We start from the raw sequence: 16355 nt of genomic DNA on the forward strand, positions 1-16355 counted from the left end.
TCCGCACTGTAGGCAGATGTCCCGGACCGTCGCCGTCCTCGTGCGCCGTACGCGTGACGCGGGCCGGCCGGGGACGGGCGGCGTGAAAGGCTGAGGGGCATGAGAGCGGTGGTGTTCGAGGAGTTCGGGAAGCCGGCCGAGGTGCGGGAGGTGCCCGACCCGGCGCCCGCCGAGCACGGGGTCGTGGTGCGGGTCGAGGCGACCGGGCTGTGCCGCAGCGACTGGCACGGCTGGATGGGCCACGACGCGGACATCGTGCTCCCGCACGTGCCCGGCCACGAACTCGCGGGCGTCGTGGAGGCGGTGGGGGCCCGGGTGACCGGCCGGCGGCCCGGCGACCGGGTCACCGTGCCCTTCGTCTGCGCCTGCGGCACCTGCCCGGCCTGCGCGGCGGGCGACCAGCAGGTGTGCGAGCGGCAGACCCAGCCCGGGTTCAGCCACTGGGGCTCCTTCGCCCAGTACGTCGCCCTCGACCACGCCGACGTCAACCTCGTGGCGATCCCGGACGGCATGGCGTACGCCACCGCCGCGGGCCTCGGCTGCCGCTTCGCCACCGCCTTCCGTGCCGTGGTGCAGCAGGGGCGGGTCGCGGCCGGGCAGTGGGTCGCGGTGCACGGCTGCGGCGGGGTCGGGCTGTCCGCGGTGATGATCGCGGCGGCGGCCGGGGCGCGGGTGGTCGCCGTCGACATCTCGCCCGGCGCCCTGGAGCTCGCGCGCCGGTTCGGGGCCGCGCACTGCCTGGACGCGCGCACGGTGCCGGACACGGCGGCGGCCGTCCGCGAGCTGACCGGCGGCGGCGCCCACCTCTCGCTGGACGCCCTCGGCTCGCCCCTCACCTGCGCCGCCTCAGTGAACTCCCTGCGCCGCCGCGGCCGGCACGTGCAGGTGGGCCTGCTGCCCTCGGCGGACGGCACCACCGCCGTCCCGATGGCCCGCGCCGTCGCCCTGGAGCTGGAACTCCTCGGCAGCCACGGCATGGCCGCCCACACCTATCCCGGCATGCTGGAACTGGTCCGCTCCGGCGCCCTGCGCCCGGACCTGCTGGTCACCTCCGTCATCGGTCTCGACGCGGCCCCGGCGGCGCTCGCCGCGATGGCGGACGCGCCGGGCGCCGGGGTCACGGTCGTCGAACCCTGGGCGTGAGAGGCCCCTCGGGCGCGGTTCGCCAGGGCCTCCCGTTCGGATCAGGCCCGGCGAGATCCGAGTCCCTAGTCGGCCCGCCGGCCCCTGCTCCCCGGCCGGGAGGCGACCCAGGCGCGGACGGTGTCGGCGTACCAGTAGGGCCTGCCGCCCTCCACGTGGTCGGGCGGGGGCAGCAGCCCGTGCTTGCGGTACGACCGTACGGTGTCCGGCTGCACCTTGATGTGCGCCGCGATGTCCTTGTAGGACCAGAGCCTGCGGTCGGTCATGTGTTGCACCTCCCTGCGCGCGCCACGGCGGCGGCCGGGGACGGCCGTCGGGGGGCCGGGCGCCGCGCTGGCGATCACCAAGCCTGCGCCCGGACAACGACGCATAGTGACCACCGGTCAGCCCCTGTCGTCCGCATGTGACGCCCCACCCGCGTACACGCGACATGTGTGACAGAAGGCGGGCGTTCGTTACACAGCCGGCACAAAGCCGACGGCGAGCGCGCGCATGGACGGCACCCGGCCGGGGCAAGGGCGCGCGACCGGCCTCCGGACCGCCTTCACCGCATCGTCCGAATGTCCGGACAAAACATTGACAGCGCTCGGTGGGCAGGACTACAAAGCCGGGGAGACCCGTGACGAAGGGGAGTCGATGGCGTACGACCTGATCACCATGGGGCGGATCGGGGTGGACCTCTATCCGCTCCAGGCCGGCGTCCCGCTCGCCCGGGTGACGACCTTCGGCAAGTTCCTCGGCGGGTCGGCGACGAACGTGGCGGTCGCCGCGGCCCGGCTCGGCCGCACCACCGCCGTGATCAGCCGCACCGGCGACGACCCCTTCGGCGCCTACGCGCACGAGGCCCTGCGCGGCTTCGGCGTGGCCGACCACTGGGTCACCCCGGTCGCCGGACTGCCCACCCCGGTGACCTTCTGCGAGATCTTCCCCCCGGACGACTTCCCGCTCTACTTCTACCGCCGCCCAAAGGCCCCCGACCTGGAGATCCACCCTGACGAGCTGGACCTGGACGCCGTCCGCGCGGCCCGGATCTTCTGGGTGACCGGCACGGGGCTCAGCGAGGAGCCCAGCCGCACGGCCACCCTCGCCGCCCTCGCCCACCGGGGCAGGGCCGGCACCACCGTCTTCGACCTCGACTGGCGGCCGATGTTCTGGAACGACCCGGACGCGGCCCGCCCCTTCTACGCCGAGGCCCTGCGCCACACCACCGTCGCCGTCGGCAACCTGGACGAGGTGGAGATCGCCACCGGGGAGCGCGAACCGCACGCCGCCGCACGGGCGTTGCTGGCCGCGGGGGTCGAACTCGCGGTGGTGAAACAGGGACCCAAGGGCGTCCTCGCGGTCAGCGCGGGCGGCGAGTGCGCCGAGGTGCCGCCGCTGCCCGTCACCGTGCTCAACGGCCTCGGCGCCGGGGACGCGTTCGGCGGCTCCCTGTGCCACGGGCTGCTGGCGGGCTGGGACCTGGAGACCACCATGCGGCACGCCAACGCGGCCGGTGCCATCGTCGCCTCCCGCCTGGAGTGCTCCTCCGCGATGCCCACCCCCGGCGAGGTGGCCGCCGCGCTGGCCGCGGGAGCGGTGCGGTGAGGGCCGGTGCTCCGCGGCAGCGGCGCGTGGACGTGGGCGAGCTGGTCCGCCTGCGCACCCGGCACCCCGAGGCCGTCGCCGAGGCCGCCGCCCGCCGGGTGCGGCGCCCGCTGCTGAACGAGAACGGCCGGCTGGTGATCGTCGCCGCCGACCACCCGGCCCGGGGCGCGCTCGGCGTCGGGGAGCGGGGGCTCGCCATGGCCAACCGCGCCGACCTGCTGGAGCGCCTGTGCCTCGCGCTGTCCCGGCCCGGTGTGGACGGTGTGCTCGCCACCGCCGACATCCTGGACGACCTGCTGCTGCTCGGCGCCCTGGACGGCAAGGTCGTCATGGGCTCGATGAACCGGGGCGGCCTGCAAGGGGCCAGCTTCGAGCTGGACGACCGGTTCACCGGGTACCGCCCCGAGGACATCGCCCGTCTCCGCTTCGACGCGGGCAAGCTGCTGCTGCGCCTCGACTACACCGACCCCGGCTCGCTGACCACCCTGGAGTCCGCCGCGCGCGCCGTCGACGCCATGGCGGAGCGCGGACTCCCGGTCTTCGTCGAGCCGTTCATCTGCCGCCGCACCCCCGAGGGCCGCCTCGTCAACGACCTCTCCGCCGAGGCGGTCACCCGCTCCATCGCCATCGCCTCCGGGCTCGGCGGCAGTTCGGCCTACACCTGGCTGAAGGTGCCGGTCACCGCGGACCCCGACGCGATGGCCGAGGTGATGGCGACCTCCACGCTGCCCGCCGTGCTGCTCGGCGGTGACATGGGCGACGCGCCCGAAGGACGGCTCGCCGCCTACGAGAAGTGGCGCGGCGCGCTCCGACTGCCCACCGTGCGCGGCCTGGTGGCCGGCCGCTCGCTGCTGTACCCGGCGGACGGCGACGTGGCCACCGCCGTGGACACCGCCGTAGGACTGCTGTGAGGGCCGCATGACCAGCACCGACCTGTATCTGCCGCGGGGCGCCGCCGCGAGCGCCGAGTACGCCGTGGACATCGGCCCCGAGCGGGCCGGGTGGACGTACGGCGCACTGCGCGTCGTCGAACTGCCCCCGGGTGGTGGCCATACGTTCATCACCGGGGACAGTGAGTACATCGTGCTTCCGCTGGAAGGCGGATGTACCGTTCGAATCGAGGAAACCGAGTTCCAACTCCTGGGCCGGACCAGTGTGTTCGCGGGGGCCACCGACTTCGCGTACGCACCCCGGGACGCCCGGGTCCAGATCGCCTCCGGCGCGGGAGGCCGCTTCGCCCTGGCAGGAGCGAAGTGCGAGCGACGACTCCCCGCCCGCTACGGCCCCGCGCCGGAGGTCCCCGTCGAACAGCGCGGCAGCGGCGGCTGCGCCCGCCAGGTGCGCAACTTCGCCGCCGCCGACACCTTCGAGTGCGACCGGCTGATCGCCGTCGAGGTGCTCACCCCCGGCGGCAACTGGTCCTCGTACCCGCCGCACAAGCACGACGAGCACCGGCCGGGCGAGGAGTGCGAGCTGGAGGAGATCTACTACTTCGAGATCGAGGGACCGGGCGGCCTCGGCTACCAGCGGGTGTTCCCCTCCCGCGCGGGCGGCGCCGACGTCCTCGCCGAGGTCCGCTCCGGTGACGTGGTGCTCGTCCCCGACGGCTGGCACGGCCCCTCCATCGCCCAGCCGGGGCACGCCATGTACTACCTGAACGTCATGGCCGGGCCCGGCGAGACCCGGGAGTGGCGGATCCGGTTCCACCCCGACCACACCGAGACCACCGGGGGCTACCGATGACGATCCGGCTCACCGTCGCCCAGGCGCTCGTCCGCTTCCTCGCCGCCCAGTACACCGAACGCGACGGCGAGCGGCGGCGGCTGATCGGCGCCACCTGGGGCATCTTCGGCCACGGCAACGTCGCGGGCATCGGCCAGGCGCTGGTCGAGTACGCGGACGTGATGCCCTTCCACCAGGGCCGCAACGAGCAGTCCATGGTGCACGCCGCCGTCGGCTACGCCCGCCAGTCGGGCCGCCTGTCCACGCACGCGGTGACCACCTCCATCGGGCCCGGCGCCACCAACCTGGTCACCGGCGCCGCCCTCGCCACCGTCAACCACCTCCCCGTCCTGCTGCTCCCCGGCGACGTCTTCGCCACCCGCCCCGCCGACCCGGTGCTCCAGCAGCTGGAGGTGCCGTACGCGGGCGACGTCTCGGTCAACGACACCCTGCGCCCGGTCTCCCGCTACTTCGACCGGATCACCCGCCCGGAGGCCCTGATCCCGGCCGCGCTCCAGGCCGCCCGGGTGCTCACCGACCCGGTGGAGACCGGCGCCGTCACCCTCGCCCTGCCCCAGGACGTGCAGGCGGAGGCGTACGACTGGCCGGAGGAGTTCTTCGCCGAGCGGGTGTGGACCGTACGGCGGCCGGGCGCGGACCCGGCCGAACTGGCCCGCGCGGCCGAGGCGGTCCGGGCGGCGCGCCGGCCCCTGATCGTGGCGGGCGGCGGCGTCCACCACAGCCGCGCCGAGGCGGCCCTCGCCGCGTTCGCGTCGGCGACCGGCATCCCGGTGGCCTCCACCCAGGCCGGCAAGGGCTCGCTGCGGTACGACCATCCTCAGGACGTCGGCGGGATCGGCCACACCGGCACCGCGACCGCCGACGAGCTGGCGCGCACCGCGGACCTGGTGATCGGCGTCGGCACCCGCTTCACCGACTTCACCACCGCCTCCGGCACCCTCTTCGCCCACCCGGGCGTCCGCTTCCTGAGCCTCAACATCGCCCCCCACGACGGCCACAAGCTGGCCGCGCTGCCCCTGGTCGCGGACGCCCGCGGCGCCCTGGAGCAGCTGACCGGGGCGCTGGCCTCCCACCGGGCCGACGGCGCGTACGTCGCCGAGTACACGGCGGGCAAGGAGCGCTGGGAGCGGATCGTCGACGCCTGTTTCGCGGCGGACGCGGCCACCCGGCCGACCCAGCCGCAGGTCATCGGCGCGCTCGACGCCGTGGTGGACGAGTCGGACATCGTCCTCAACGCGGCCGGCTCGCTCCCCGGGGACCTGCACAAGCTGTGGCGGGCCCGGTCGCACGACCAGTACCACCTGGAGTACGGCTACTCCTGCATGGGCTACGAGATCCCGGCCGCCCTCGGCGTGAAGCTGGCGGCGCCCGGGCGGAACGTGTGGGCGCTGGTCGGGGACGGCACCTATCTGATGATGCCGACCGAGCTGGTGACCGCCGTACAGGAAGGGGTCGCGATCAAGGTGCTGCTGGTGCAGAACCACGGGTACGCGTCCATCGGCGGCCTGTCGGAGGCGGTGGGCGGCGAGCGGTTCGGCACCGCGTACCGGTTCCGCACCGGGGAAGGCTCCTACACGGGCGCCCCGCTGCCGGTCGATCTCGCCGCCAACGCGGCGAGCCTCGGCATGCGGGTGCTGCGGGCCCGGACCGTGGGGGAGCTGCGCACGGCGCTCGCCGAGGCGCGCGCCGCCGACACTCCCACATGTGTCTACGTCGAGACCGAAACGTCCGACACTGTGTCGGGCGCGCCCGAGGCGCAGGCCTGGTGGGATGTTCCCGTGGCCGCCACCGCGACCCGGTCGGCCGCGGTCACGGCACGCGAGCAGTACGAACGGCACGTCTCGACCCGACGCCGCCATCTGTGAGTAAGGAGTCTGTCGGCATGACGAAGATCGTCAACCACTGGATCGGCGGGAAGACCGTCGAAGGCGCGTCGGGCACGTACGGGCCGGTCACCGACCCGGCGACCGGCGCGGTGACCACGAAGGTCGCGTTCGCCACGGTCGAGGAGGTGGACGCGGCGGTCGCCGCCGCGAAGGACGCCTTCGCGACCTGGGGCACGTCCTCGCTCGCGCAGCGCACCACCATCCTCTTCACGTTCCGGGCGCTGCTGGACGCGCACCGGGACGAGATCGCGGAGCTGATCACCGCCGAGCACGGCAAGGTGCACTCCGACGCGCTCGGCGAGGTCGCCCGCGGCCTGGAGATCGTGGACCTGGCCTGCGGCATCACCGTGCAGCTCAAGGGCGAGCTGTCCACCCAGGTCGCCAGCCGCGTGGACGTGGCCTCGATCCGCCAGCCGCTGGGTGTCGTCGCGGGCATCACGCCGTTCAACTTCCCGGCGATGGTCCCGATGTGGATGTTCCCGATGGCCATCGCGACCGGCAACACCTTCGTGCTCAAGCCGAGCGAGAAGGACCCGTCGGCCTCGGTCCGCATCGCCGAGCTGCTGGCCGAGGCCGGGCTCCCGGACGGCGTGTTCAACGTGGTGCACGGCGACAAGGTGGCCGTGGACCGCCTCCTGGAGCACCCGGACGTGCAGGCCGTCTCCTTCGTCGGCTCCACCCCGATCGCCCGGTACATCCACGCCACCGCCTCCGCCAACGGCAAGCGCGTGCAGGCCCTGGGCGGCGCCAAGAACCACATGCTGGTGCTGCCGGACGCGGACCTGGACGCGGCGGCCGACGCGGCCGTCTCCGCCGCCTACGGCTCCGCGGGCGAGCGCTGCATGGCCGTCTCGGCCCTGGTCGCGGTCGGCTCCATCGGCGACGAGCTGGTGGCGAAGATCCGCGAGCGCGCCGAGAAGATCAAGATCGGTCCGGGCAACGACCCGTCCTCCGAGATGGGCCCGCTGATCACCGCCGCCCACCGCGACAAGGTCGCCTCCTACGTCGCGAACGCGGCCGCCGAGGGCGCCGAGGTGGTCCTCGACGGCACCGGCTACACCGTGGAGGGCTACGAGGACGGGCACTGGATCGGCATCTCGCTGCTGGACAAGGTGCCCACGACCGCCAAGGCCTACCAGGACGAGATCTTCGGCCCGGTGCTGTGCGTGCTGCGCGTGGACACCTACGAGGAGGGCGTGGCGCTGATGAACGCCTCGCCGTTCGGCAACGGCACCGCGATCTTCACCCGGGACGGCGGCGCGGCCCGCCGCTTCCAGCTGGAGATCGAGGCCGGCATGGTCGGCGTCAACGTGCCGATCCCGGTGCCGGTGGGCTACCACTCCTTCGGCGGCTGGAAGGACTCGCTCTTCGGCGACCACCACATCTACGGCAACGACGGCACGCACTTCTACACCCGCGGCAAGGTGATCACGACCCGCTGGCCCGACCCGGCGGACGCCCCCACGGGCGTCGACCTCGGGTTCCCGCGCAACCACTGAGCGTGACGCGACGCCCCCGTCGGGGCCCCGTCAGGCCGTCCGGATACCGGACGGCCTGACATTTTTTTGACACGTTCGCTGCGGTTCCCGTTCACGAGGATGAAACGGGTGACGAAGGGGTTAACTGAAAATGACCTTGGAAAACAAGGTCAGAGCACATACAGGCTTGGTGGATGCACCAATAGGCGCTTGTTGCCTGCGAATCTGATGCCGAGTAAGGGTCGCTCGGGGTGCGGATTCCGAAGGTAAACAGCCATTGACGTGGTGGTTTTCGTCGGGGTTCCCTATGGGCGCCGGGAGCGGACGAGACGAACGTACGACGACGATCCGCCGGAGGCGATAGCGCTCCCGGACCCCCCAACCCCTCACACGCACGAGTCGATCGGATTCCGCCGCATGACCGACACGCTCCGCCCTGTCGAGACGGGTCTCCCAGAGGCCACGGACAGCCCCCAGAAGCTCAAGCGCTCCATCGGCGTGGTCGGCGGCACCCTGCTCACCCTCTCGTGCGTCACGCCCGCCTCCACGCTCTTCGTCATCGTGCCCGACCTGTTCTCCAGCCTGGGCACGGCGACGGCGCTCTGTCTCGCCATCGGCGCGCTGCTGTGCATCCCGGTCGCCTTCTGCTACTCCGAGCTGGGCACCCTGGTCCCCAGCGCGGGCGGCGAGTACGCCATCGTCTCCACCCTGGCCGGACGGCTGGCCGGCTGGCTCGCCTTCGTGATGTCGCTCCTCGTCGTGATGATCGTCCCCCCGGTCATCGCGATGGGCACCGCCGACTACCTCGCCCCGGTCGTCCACCTCGACCCGTCCTGGACCGGCGCCGGCGTGATGATCGCCGCCACCCTGGCCGGCCTGCTCGACCTGCGCGCCAACGCCTGGATCACCGGCATCTTCCTGGTCCTCGAGGTCGTCGCGGCCGGCGTCGTCGCCCTGCTCGGCTTCGCCCACGCGCACCGCGGGGTGGGCGCCCTCACCTCCTTCCAGATCGCCGGTGAGCACGCGCACGTCAACCCCGTCACGGCGATGATGGTCCTGTCCGGGCTCGCCATCGCGCTCTTCGCCACCCAGGGCTTCTCCACCGCCGTCTACCTCTCCGAGGAGCTGGAGGACCCGCGCCGCAACGTCGCCCGCACCGTGCTCGCGACCCTGGCCATCTCCAGCGTCGTCATCCTGGTGCCGGTCACGGCGATCACCCTCGGCGCCGGCGACCTCAAGTCCCTGACCGCCGGCAACATCAGCAGCATGGTCATCGCCTGGAGCAACTCGGCGGTCGGCACCTTCGTCAGCCTCTGCGTGGCCCTCGCCATCATCAACGCGGGCATCGTGATGGTCATCCAGAACTCCCGCGTCCTGTTCGCCTCCGCCCGCGACAAGGCCTGGCCCTCGCCGGTCAACAACGCCCTCGCCAAGCTGGGCCGGTTCGGCTCCCCCTGGGTCGCCACCCTCGTCGTGGGCGTCCCCGGCGCCTTCCTCTGCTTCGTCAACCTGGACACCCTCTACGGCGTCACCGGCGTCGCCGTCACCGCCCTCTACCTCCTGGTCGCCGTCGCCGCCCTGCTCGCCCGGCGCGGCGGGCACGGCACCCGCAAGGCCTGGCGGATGCCGCTGTGGCCGGCCATGCCGGTCCTGCTGATCGCGATCCTGGTCTACATCCTGGTCGAGCAGGAGGTCTCCTACCTGATCTGGACCGGCGGCATCACCGTGGTGGCCACCCTCTACTGGGCCTTCTACCTCCGCCCCCGCCAGGAGACCCGCTGGCTGGTCTCCATCCCCGAGGACGCCCAGGAAGCCTGACCCCCCGCGGCGCCCGGCCCCCGGTACCCCCCTCACCTCCGGTACCGGGGGCCGGGCCGTGTCCGGGCGAGTACCGCGGACGAAGTACGCGGCGGCGGGCCGTACTCCCTCAGGAGGGGCCCGGGTTCAGCCCCGGGGGGCCGGGCGGCCGCCGGAGGCGGACCGTACCGTTGAGCCATGGATCTTCGTGTCCCCGCGTGGCGAGGGCTGATCGAGGGGCCGCGGCGGCTGGTGGCCGCCGCGGCCGCCGTCGTGGTGCTCGCGGCCGCCGGTACCTGGACCGCCGCCGCCTCGGGCGGCGAACCCCCGGTGCACCGCAGCGACCGGATGATGACCATGCCGGGCGGAGTACGCCTGGACACCTCGTACTTCACCGCGGGCGGCGGCGGGCGGCGCCCCGCGGTGCTGCTCGCGCACGGCTTCGGCGGCAGCAAGGACGACGTGCGCGGCGAGGCCGAGGACCTCGCCCGCGACGGGTACGCGGTGCTGACCTGGTCCGCGCGCGGCTTCGGCAGGTCCACCGGCACGATCGGCCTGAACGACCCGAAGCACGAGGTCGCCGACGTCTCCCGGCTCGTCGACTGGCTGGCGAAGCAGCCCCAGGTGCGCCTCGACAAGCCCGGCGACCCCCGCGTCGGCGTGGCCGGCGGCTCCTACGGCGGCGCGGTCTCCCTGCTCGCCGCCGGGTACGACCACCGGGTGGACGCCATCGCCCCGGCCGTCACCTACTGGAACCTCGCCGACGCCCTGTTCCCGAACGGCGTGTTCAAGAAGCTGTGGGCCGGGGTCTTCTTCGGCGAGGGCGGCGGCTGCGCCCGCTTCGAGGCCGACCTGTGCCGGATGTACGACCGGGTCGCCGAGTCCGGCACCCCGGACGCCGCCGCCCGCGAACTCCTCGAGCGGCGCTCGCCGTCCGCCGTCGGCTCCCGCATCAGGGTGCCCACCCTGCTGGTGCAGGGCCAGACCGACTCGCTCTTCCCGCTCGGCCAGGCCGACGCCGCCGCGCGGGCCATCAGGGCCAACGGCGCCCCCGTCGACGTCGACTGGATCGCGGGCGGACACGACGGCGGCGACCTGGAGACCGACCGCGTCCAGGGCCGGGTGCGCGCCTGGTTCGACCGGTACCTGAAGGGCGACCGGGGCACCGACACCGGACCCGCCTTCCGGGTCACCCGCACCGGCGGCGTGAACTCCACCGACGGCACCGCCCAGCTGCGCGGGGCGAGCGCGGACGCCTATCCGGGCCTTGCCGCCGACCGGCACGACGTGCCGCTGACCGGCGGCGAGCAGCGCGTGGCCAACCCGGCCGGCGCCGCTCCGCCCGCCGTCTCCGCGGTGCCCGGACTCGGCGGCACGGGCGGCCTCGGGCAGCTCTCCTCGCTCGGCCTCGGCGTCTCCCTCGACTTCCCCGGCCAGTACGCCCACTTCGACTCCGCGCCGCTGACCCGCGACCTCCAGATCACCGGCACCCCCACCGCCCGCGTCCACATCGCCTCGACCAGCGGCGACGCCGTGCTCTTCGGCAAGGTCTACGACGTCGGCCCCGACGGCGGGCAGCAGGTGCTGCCCGCCCAGCTCGTCGCCCCCCTCCGGGTGACCGGGGCCAGGGCCGGCAAGGACGTCACCGTCACCCTCCCGGCGATCGACCACGAGGTGCGCAAGGGCCACCGGCTCCGCCTGGTCCTCGCCGCCACCGACCTCGGCTACGCCTCCCCGCTCGCCCCGGCCACCTACACGGTCACCCTCAAGAGCGCGCTCGGCGTCCCGACGGCACCCGCCGTCACCACCGCCGCGGCCCCACTGCCCTCCTGGGTGTGGTGGCTGCCCCTGGCCGGCGCCGCCCTCGCCGCCGCCCTGCTGCTGACCGGCCGCCGCCGGACGGCCGTCCCCGCGCCCGACCCGGAACTGGCCGAGGTCCCCCTGGTGATCGAGGGCCTGAGCAAGCGCTACGCCAGGTCCGCCGACCGGTACGCGGTGCGCGAGCTGTCCTTCCGCGTCGAACGCGGCCAGGTGCTCGGCCTGCTCGGACCCAACGGCGCGGGCAAGACCACCACCCTGCGCATGCTGATGGGCCTGATCACCCCGGACGACGGCGAGATCCGCGTCTTCGGGCACGCCGTGCGCCCCGGCGCCAAGGTGCTGTCCCGGGTCGGCGCCTTCGTGGAGGGCGCGGGCTTCCTGCCGCACCTGTCCGGCCGGGAGAACCTGGAGCTGTACTGGCGGGCCACCGGCCGCCCGCAGCAGGACGCCCACCTGGACGAGGCCCTGGAGATCGCCGGGCTCGGCGACGCGCTCGCCCGCGCGGTGCGCACGTACTCCCAGGGCATGCGCCAGCGGCTGGCCATCGCCCAGGCCATGCTCGGCCTGCCCGACCTGCTGATCCTGGACGAGCCCACCAACGGCCTCGACCCGCCGCAGATCCGGGAGATGCGCGAGGTGATGATCCGGTACGCGGCCGGCGGGCGCACCGTGATCGTCTCCAGCCACCTCCTCTCCGAGGTCGAGCAGTCCTGTACCCACCTGGTGGTGATGGACCGCGGCCGGCTCGTCCAGGCCGGTCCGGTGCGAGAGATCATCGGCTCCGGAGACACCCTGCTCGTCGGCACCGCCACGCCCCTGGAGGAGCCGGTGGTGGAGAAGGTGGCCGCCCTGGACGCCGTGGCCTCCGCCGTGCGCACCGACGACGGACTGCTGGTCCGCCTCGAACCCGGCGGCACCGCCGAGCGGCTGGTCGCGGAGCTGGTGCGGCTGTCGGTACCGGTCGCCTCGGTCGGCCCGCACCGCCGCCTGGAGGACGCGTTCCTCACCCTGATCGGAGGTTCCGCATGAGCACGCTCACCGAGGTGGCCTCCGGTTACCGCACCCGGCACACCCTGCCCCTGCGGGTGGAGCTGGTCCGCCAGCTCAAGCGGCGCCGCACCCTGGTCATGGGCGCGCTGCTCGCCGTCCTGCCGTTCGTGCTGGTGATCGCCTTCGCCGTCGGCCACCCCTCGGGGCGCGACGGCCAGGTCACCCTGATGGACACGGCCACCGCGTCCGGGGCCAACTTCGCCGCGGTGAACCTGTTCGTCTCGGCGGGCTTCCTGCTGGTCGTGCCGGTCGCCCTGTTCTGCGGGGACACCGTGGCCTCGGAGGCCAACTGGTCCTCCCTGCGCTACCTGCTGGCCGCGCCCGTGCCCCGGGCCCGGCTGCTGTGGTCCAAGCTGGTCGTGGCGCTCGGGCTGAGCCTCGCCGCGATGGTGCTGCTGCCCGTCGTCGCGCTCGCCGTCGGCACCGTCGCCTACGGCTGGGGGCCGCTCCACATACCCACCGGCGGCGAGCTGGACACCGGCACGGCCGTGCAGCGGCTCGCGGTGGCGGTGGCGTACGTCTTCGTGTCCCAGCTGGTCACCGCCGCCCTGGCGTTCTGGCTGTCGACCAGGACGGACGCCCCGCTCGGCGCGGTCGGCGGCGCGGTCGGCCTGACCATCGTCGGCAATGTGCTGGACGCCGTCACCGCCCTCGGTCACTGGCGCGACTTCCTGCCCGCGCACTGGCAGTTCGCCTGGGCCGACGCCATCCAGCCGCACGCCGAGTGGTCCGGCATGATCCAGGGCGCCTCCCTCTCGCTCACCTGCGCCCTCGTGCTGTTCGCCCTGGCCTTCCGGGGCTTCGCCCGCAAGGACGTCGTGTCCTAGGCGGCGCCTGGCCGGCGCCTTTCCGGCGCCGGACGCCGAAACGGCGGGCCACCGGGGAACCGGTGACCCGCCGCCGCGGGGGAGGACCGCTCAGCTGCCGGTGGCGCCGTTGCCCGACAGGGCCGAGATGTCGTCCAGGATGTGCGAGAGCGGCTCGTCGCCCTTCGCCTCGGTCGAGTTCTCCGTGCACTGCTGGTTCTGCGGCGAGGACAGGACCGGGATGTCCTGGACACCGATGTTGAGCAGACCGATCAGCGACTGCGCGTCCACCTTCGCCGGCAGGCCGACGCAGGGCTTGTTCAGCGATCCCTCGACCAGCGAGAGCTGCGGGCTCATGCTGCCGGAGGTGCTCGAGTTGCCGAAGGACGACGTGGCGTTGGTGCCGCTGTATGACGTGGTGCCGTGGTCGTTACCGATGGCGAGGGCCTGGGGAGCCGCCGCACCGGCGATACCGGCGACGGAGGCGGCGACGGCCGCGGTTGCCCACAGCTTCTTCATGTTGGTTCCCTTTCGAAAGGCGGACTCCGGGGAGGAGCTGCGTGACCGTCAACGGGCCGAACCGAGCCGTGGTTGCGGCGTTTGCCCCGTTCGGAGCAGCGTGATCCGATGAATGCATGAACGCCCCGGAGGATCGTTTCCCCGGACGGCACGACGGCGGGCCACCGGGAGCACCGGTGACCCGCCGTCGTGGGGAGGGCCGCTCAGCTGCCGTTGGCGCCGTTGCCCGCGAGGACGGAGATGTCGTCCAGGATGTGCGACAGGGCCTCGTCGCCCTTGGCCTGCGTGGAGTTCTCCGTGCACTGCTGGTTCTGCGGCGAGGACAGGATCGGGATGTCCTCCACTCCGATGTTGGCCACGCCGATCAGCGACTGGAGGTCCGCCTTCGCCGGCAGGCCGATGCAGGGCTTGTTGAAGGAGCCCTGGATGAGCGCCATCTGCGGGCTCATGTTGCCGTAGGTGGCCGAGTTGCCGTACGTCTGCGTGGCGTTGGTGCCGCTGTACGACGTGGTGCCCGTGTCGTTGCCGATGGCCAGCGCCGGCGATGCGGCGGCGGCGGAGGCGCCGACGATGGAGGCGGCGACCCCGGCTACGGCCAGAACCTTCTTGATCACGTGATCTTTCCCTTCTGAAGACACCCCGTCACCGGAGCGACCTGGTTCAACGGCCCGCCGGTCCCGAGGGTTGCACCGGTTCACTCCTTCGGCCCACACGGGGCGTCCGCCGCACCGGCGGGCGCCTTTCGGGGAATTCCACCGGTTCCGTCGTTCTTCCGCCGCCGGACGATCCGATCGGGTGACGCCCCGCAACCAAATGGCGTCGGCTCGGTTGATGCGAGGGCAGGAACGTGCGTCCTTGCGAGGAGCCAGGAAAGGAAAGCGAAATGCTGAAGAAGGCAATGGCCGCGGCGGCGGTCGCCGCGTCCTTCATCGGTGTGTCGGCGGCGGCGGCCCCCCAGGCGCTTGCCATCGGCAACGACACCGGCACCACGTCGTACAGCGGCACCGGGGCCCACGAGAGCTTCGGCAACGCCACGACCCACGGCAATCTGAGCCCGCAGGCCACCCTGGTCGGCGGCTCGCTCAACGAGCTGTGCGTCGGCGTGCCGGCGAAGGCGGACGTCCAGTCGGTCCTCGCCGCCATCAACGTCGGCGTCCAGGACATTCCCGTGCTGTCGTCGCCGCAGAACCAGCAGTGCGCCGAGAACTCCACGGAGGCCAAGGACGACGAGCCGCTCTCGCACATCCTGGACGACATCTCCGTCCTCGCGGGCAACGGCGCGACCGACAGCTGATCCGGCCGTATCCGAATTCCGTCCGGGTGTCGCGCGGATCTCTTCCGCGCCGCCACCCGGACGGTTTTCGTCGTCCTCCTCGAAGAAGCGGCTGATCCGCTGTCCGCCAAGGTGTCAATTCCTTGAGGGCGTTCGAGTGAATTAGGGGGCGGCGCGCGTTCCAGGGTTTCTCCGGCTGTCTATCCCTCGTTTTAGAACCTGCCGGTCATGGTGCGAGCCGTTCCAGCTGTGCTCGCTCGGTTTCGACCGCAAAAGGGGCATGACCGCAGAGAAGGGAAAACTCATGAAGAAGAGCGCTGCTGTCGTCGCCGGCGCCATCCTGGCGCTGGGCGCGGCCGCCCCCGCCTTCGCCGACTCCGGTGCCGGTGGCGTCGCCGCCGGCTCCCCGGGTGTGCTCTCGGGCAACGTGGTCCAGGTCCCGATCCACGTGCCGATCAACCTGTGCGGCAACAGCATCGACATCATCGCCCTGCTGAACCCCGCCTTCGGCAACACCTGCGTCAACGACTGACGTTCAGCCCCCACCAGCCCACCCGGCTGCGTTCCGGCCGGCCTCGGACCGTCGATCCCTCGATCCCGCGTCCCGGGGCCGGCCTTCGCCTTCCCACATCTTCGAGCAGGAAGACTACGAGATTGCGACAGACCCTCAGCAAGGGCATGGTCGTGGCCGCCGCGGCCGCGACCGGCGTGCTGTCGTTGTACGGCAGCGCGGCGCTCGCCGACTCCCGCGGGCAGAGCGTCGCCCAGGGCTCGCCGGGCGTGCTGTCCGGCAACAGCGTCCAGGTCCCGGTGCACGTCCCGGTGAACGTCTGCGGCAACTCCGTGGACGTGGCCGCGGCGCTGAACCCCGCGTTCGGCAACTTCTGCGCCAACGTCGGCGGTCACAAGGGACATTCGACCGCTCCCACCGGTTACGGCGACGACGACACCGGTGGCTACGGCAGCTCCGAGACCACCGCGCCGTCGTCGTACGGGCACGACACGACCCCGCCGTCGTACGGGAGTTCCGAGACCACCGCGCCGTCGTCGTACGGCAAGGAGACGACTCCGCCGCCGTCGTACGGGCACGAGACGACTCCGCCGCCGTCGTACGGCAACGAGACGACTCCGCCGCCGTCGTACGGCAACGAGACGACTCCGCCGCCCTCGTACGGCAACGAGACGACTCCGCCGCCCTCGTACGGCAACGAGACGACTCCGCCGCCCTCGTACGGCAACGAGACCACCCCGC

Annotated in this window: 15 protein-coding genes; 12 read left to right on the forward strand and 3 right to left on the reverse strand. The window is 72.8% G+C overall.

Annotation, left to right across the window (positions count from 1 at the left end; genetic code table 11):
• Positions 1 to 99 precede the first annotated feature (99 nt).
• Positions 100 to 1143 carry a zinc-dependent alcohol dehydrogenase family protein gene (locus FRZ03_RS19415; RefSeq protein ID WP_146466442.1) on the forward strand — a complete coding sequence of 348 codons (1044 nt, stop codon included), beginning with the start codon at positions 100 to 102 and terminating at the stop codon, positions 1141 to 1143.
• A 65-nt stretch (positions 1144 to 1208) separates the two neighbouring features.
• Here FRZ03_RS19415 and FRZ03_RS19420 read toward each other — a convergent pair whose 3' ends face one another.
• The gene (locus tag FRZ03_RS19420; protein WP_146466443.1) at positions 1209 to 1409 is read right to left on the reverse strand and encodes a helix-turn-helix transcriptional regulator; all 201 of its coding nucleotides are present in this window, start codon (positions 1407 to 1409) and stop codon (positions 1209 to 1211) included.
• Positions 1410 to 1779: 370 nt separating this feature from the next.
• Between FRZ03_RS19420 and iolC the strand changes: the two genes are divergently transcribed.
• The 8 genes from iolC to FRZ03_RS19460 all read left to right on the forward strand — a co-directional run bounded on the left by iolC (position 1780) and on the right by FRZ03_RS19460 (position 13332).
• Positions 1780 to 2730: a 5-dehydro-2-deoxygluconokinase gene (gene iolC / locus FRZ03_RS19425; RefSeq protein ID WP_146466444.1), complete on the forward strand. Its 951-nt coding sequence runs from the start codon at positions 1780 to 1782 to the stop codon at positions 2728 to 2730.
• Positions 2731 to 2756: 26 nt separating this feature from the next.
• Positions 2757 to 3641, forward strand: a complete 885-nt coding sequence (locus FRZ03_RS19430; protein WP_464862404.1) for a Cgl0159 family (beta/alpha)8-fold protein — start codon at positions 2757 to 2759, stop codon at positions 3639 to 3641.
• A gap of 7 nt (positions 3642 to 3648) precedes the next feature.
• On the forward strand, positions 3649 to 4473 hold the full coding sequence (iolB, locus tag FRZ03_RS19435) for a 5-deoxy-glucuronate isomerase (protein ID WP_146466445.1): 825 nt from the start codon (positions 3649 to 3651) through the stop codon (positions 4471 to 4473).
• Entirely contained in the window at positions 4470 to 6338 is a 1869-nt protein-coding gene (gene iolD / locus FRZ03_RS19440) for a 3D-(3,5/4)-trihydroxycyclohexane-1,2-dione acylhydrolase (decyclizing) (protein WP_146466446.1), read from the forward strand. The genes iolB and iolD overlap by 4 nt, the downstream gene beginning before the upstream one ends.
• A gap of 17 nt (positions 6339 to 6355) precedes the next feature.
• A complete protein-coding gene (gene mmsA, locus FRZ03_RS19445; RefSeq protein ID WP_146466447.1) occupies positions 6356 to 7858 on the forward strand; it encodes a CoA-acylating methylmalonate-semialdehyde dehydrogenase in 1503 nt (500 codons plus the stop codon).
• Between the two features lie 396 nt (positions 7859 to 8254).
• Positions 8255 to 9655, forward strand: a complete 1401-nt coding sequence (locus FRZ03_RS19450; protein WP_146466448.1) for an APC family permease — start codon at positions 8255 to 8257, stop codon at positions 9653 to 9655.
• Positions 9656 to 9832: 177 nt separating this feature from the next.
• On the forward strand, positions 9833 to 12484 hold the full coding sequence (locus FRZ03_RS19455) for a CocE/NonD family hydrolase (protein WP_186785505.1): 2652 nt from the start codon (positions 9833 to 9835) through the stop codon (positions 12482 to 12484).
• Positions 12481 to 13332 (forward strand): ABC transporter permease, encoded by an 852-nt coding sequence (locus tag FRZ03_RS19460; RefSeq protein ID WP_146466449.1) that lies wholly within the window; start codon positions 12481 to 12483, stop codon positions 13330 to 13332. The genes FRZ03_RS19455 and FRZ03_RS19460 overlap by 4 nt, the downstream gene beginning before the upstream one ends.
• Before the next feature lie 90 nt (positions 13333 to 13422).
• Here FRZ03_RS19460 and FRZ03_RS19465 read toward each other — a convergent pair whose 3' ends face one another.
• Positions 13423 to 13830, reverse strand: coding sequence for a rodlin (locus FRZ03_RS19465; protein ID WP_146466450.1), 408 nt, complete (start codon positions 13828 to 13830; stop codon positions 13423 to 13425).
• Positions 13831 to 14033: 203 nt separating this feature from the next.
• Entirely contained in the window at positions 14034 to 14444 is a 411-nt protein-coding gene (locus FRZ03_RS19470; RefSeq protein WP_146466451.1) for a rodlin, read from the reverse strand.
• A gap of 269 nt (positions 14445 to 14713) precedes the next feature.
• On the opposite strand from FRZ03_RS19470, the gene FRZ03_RS19475 reads away from it, so the two are divergent.
• From FRZ03_RS19475 to FRZ03_RS41005, 3 genes are all read left to right on the forward strand, one after another.
• Positions 14714 to 15124, forward strand: coding sequence for a rodlin (locus FRZ03_RS19475; protein WP_146466452.1), 411 nt, complete (start codon positions 14714 to 14716; stop codon positions 15122 to 15124).
• 283 nt (positions 15125 to 15407) lie between these two features.
• A complete protein-coding gene (locus FRZ03_RS19480; RefSeq protein ID WP_146466456.1) occupies positions 15408 to 15635 on the forward strand; it encodes a chaplin in 228 nt (75 codons plus the stop codon).
• Between the two features lie 122 nt (positions 15636 to 15757).
• On the forward strand, positions 15758 to 16355 hold a 598-nt coding region (locus tag FRZ03_RS41005), incomplete at its 3' end, for a chaplin family protein (RefSeq protein ID WP_146466453.1).

The sequence above is a fragment of the Streptomyces misionensis genome (assembly GCF_007896895.1).
GTDB lineage: Bacteria > Actinomycetota > Actinomycetes > Streptomycetales > Streptomycetaceae > Streptomyces > Streptomyces misionensis_A.

Bases quoted from the DNA above. Each gene is read 5' to 3' on its own strand.
- FRZ03_RS19415 (WP_146466442.1), top strand. From the start codon at position 100: ATGAGAGCGGTGGTGTTCGAGGAGTTCGGGAAGCCGGCCGAGGTGCGG.
- FRZ03_RS19420 (WP_146466443.1), bottom strand. From the start codon at position 1,409: ATGACCGACCGCAGGCTCTGGTCCTACAAGGACATCGCGGCGCACATC.
- iolC (WP_146466444.1), top strand. From the start codon at position 1,780: ATGGCGTACGACCTGATCACCATGGGGCGGATCGGGGTGGACCTCTAT.
- iolB (WP_146466445.1), top strand. From the start codon at position 3,649: ATGACCAGCACCGACCTGTATCTGCCGCGGGGCGCCGCCGCGAGCGCC.
- iolD (WP_146466446.1), top strand. From the start codon at position 4,470: ATGACGATCCGGCTCACCGTCGCCCAGGCGCTCGTCCGCTTCCTCGCC.
- mmsA (WP_146466447.1), top strand. From the start codon at position 6,356: ATGACGAAGATCGTCAACCACTGGATCGGCGGGAAGACCGTCGAAGGC.
- FRZ03_RS19450 (WP_146466448.1), top strand. From the start codon at position 8,255: ATGACCGACACGCTCCGCCCTGTCGAGACGGGTCTCCCAGAGGCCACG.
- FRZ03_RS19455 (WP_186785505.1), top strand. From the start codon at position 9,833: ATGGATCTTCGTGTCCCCGCGTGGCGAGGGCTGATCGAGGGGCCGCGG.
- FRZ03_RS19460 (WP_146466449.1), top strand. From the start codon at position 12,481: ATGAGCACGCTCACCGAGGTGGCCTCCGGTTACCGCACCCGGCACACC.
- FRZ03_RS19465 (WP_146466450.1), bottom strand. From the start codon at position 13,830: ATGAAGAAGCTGTGGGCAACCGCGGCCGTCGCCGCCTCCGTCGCCGGT.
- FRZ03_RS19475 (WP_146466452.1), top strand. From the start codon at position 14,714: ATGCTGAAGAAGGCAATGGCCGCGGCGGCGGTCGCCGCGTCCTTCATC.
- FRZ03_RS19480 (WP_146466456.1), top strand. From the start codon at position 15,408: ATGAAGAAGAGCGCTGCTGTCGTCGCCGGCGCCATCCTGGCGCTGGGC.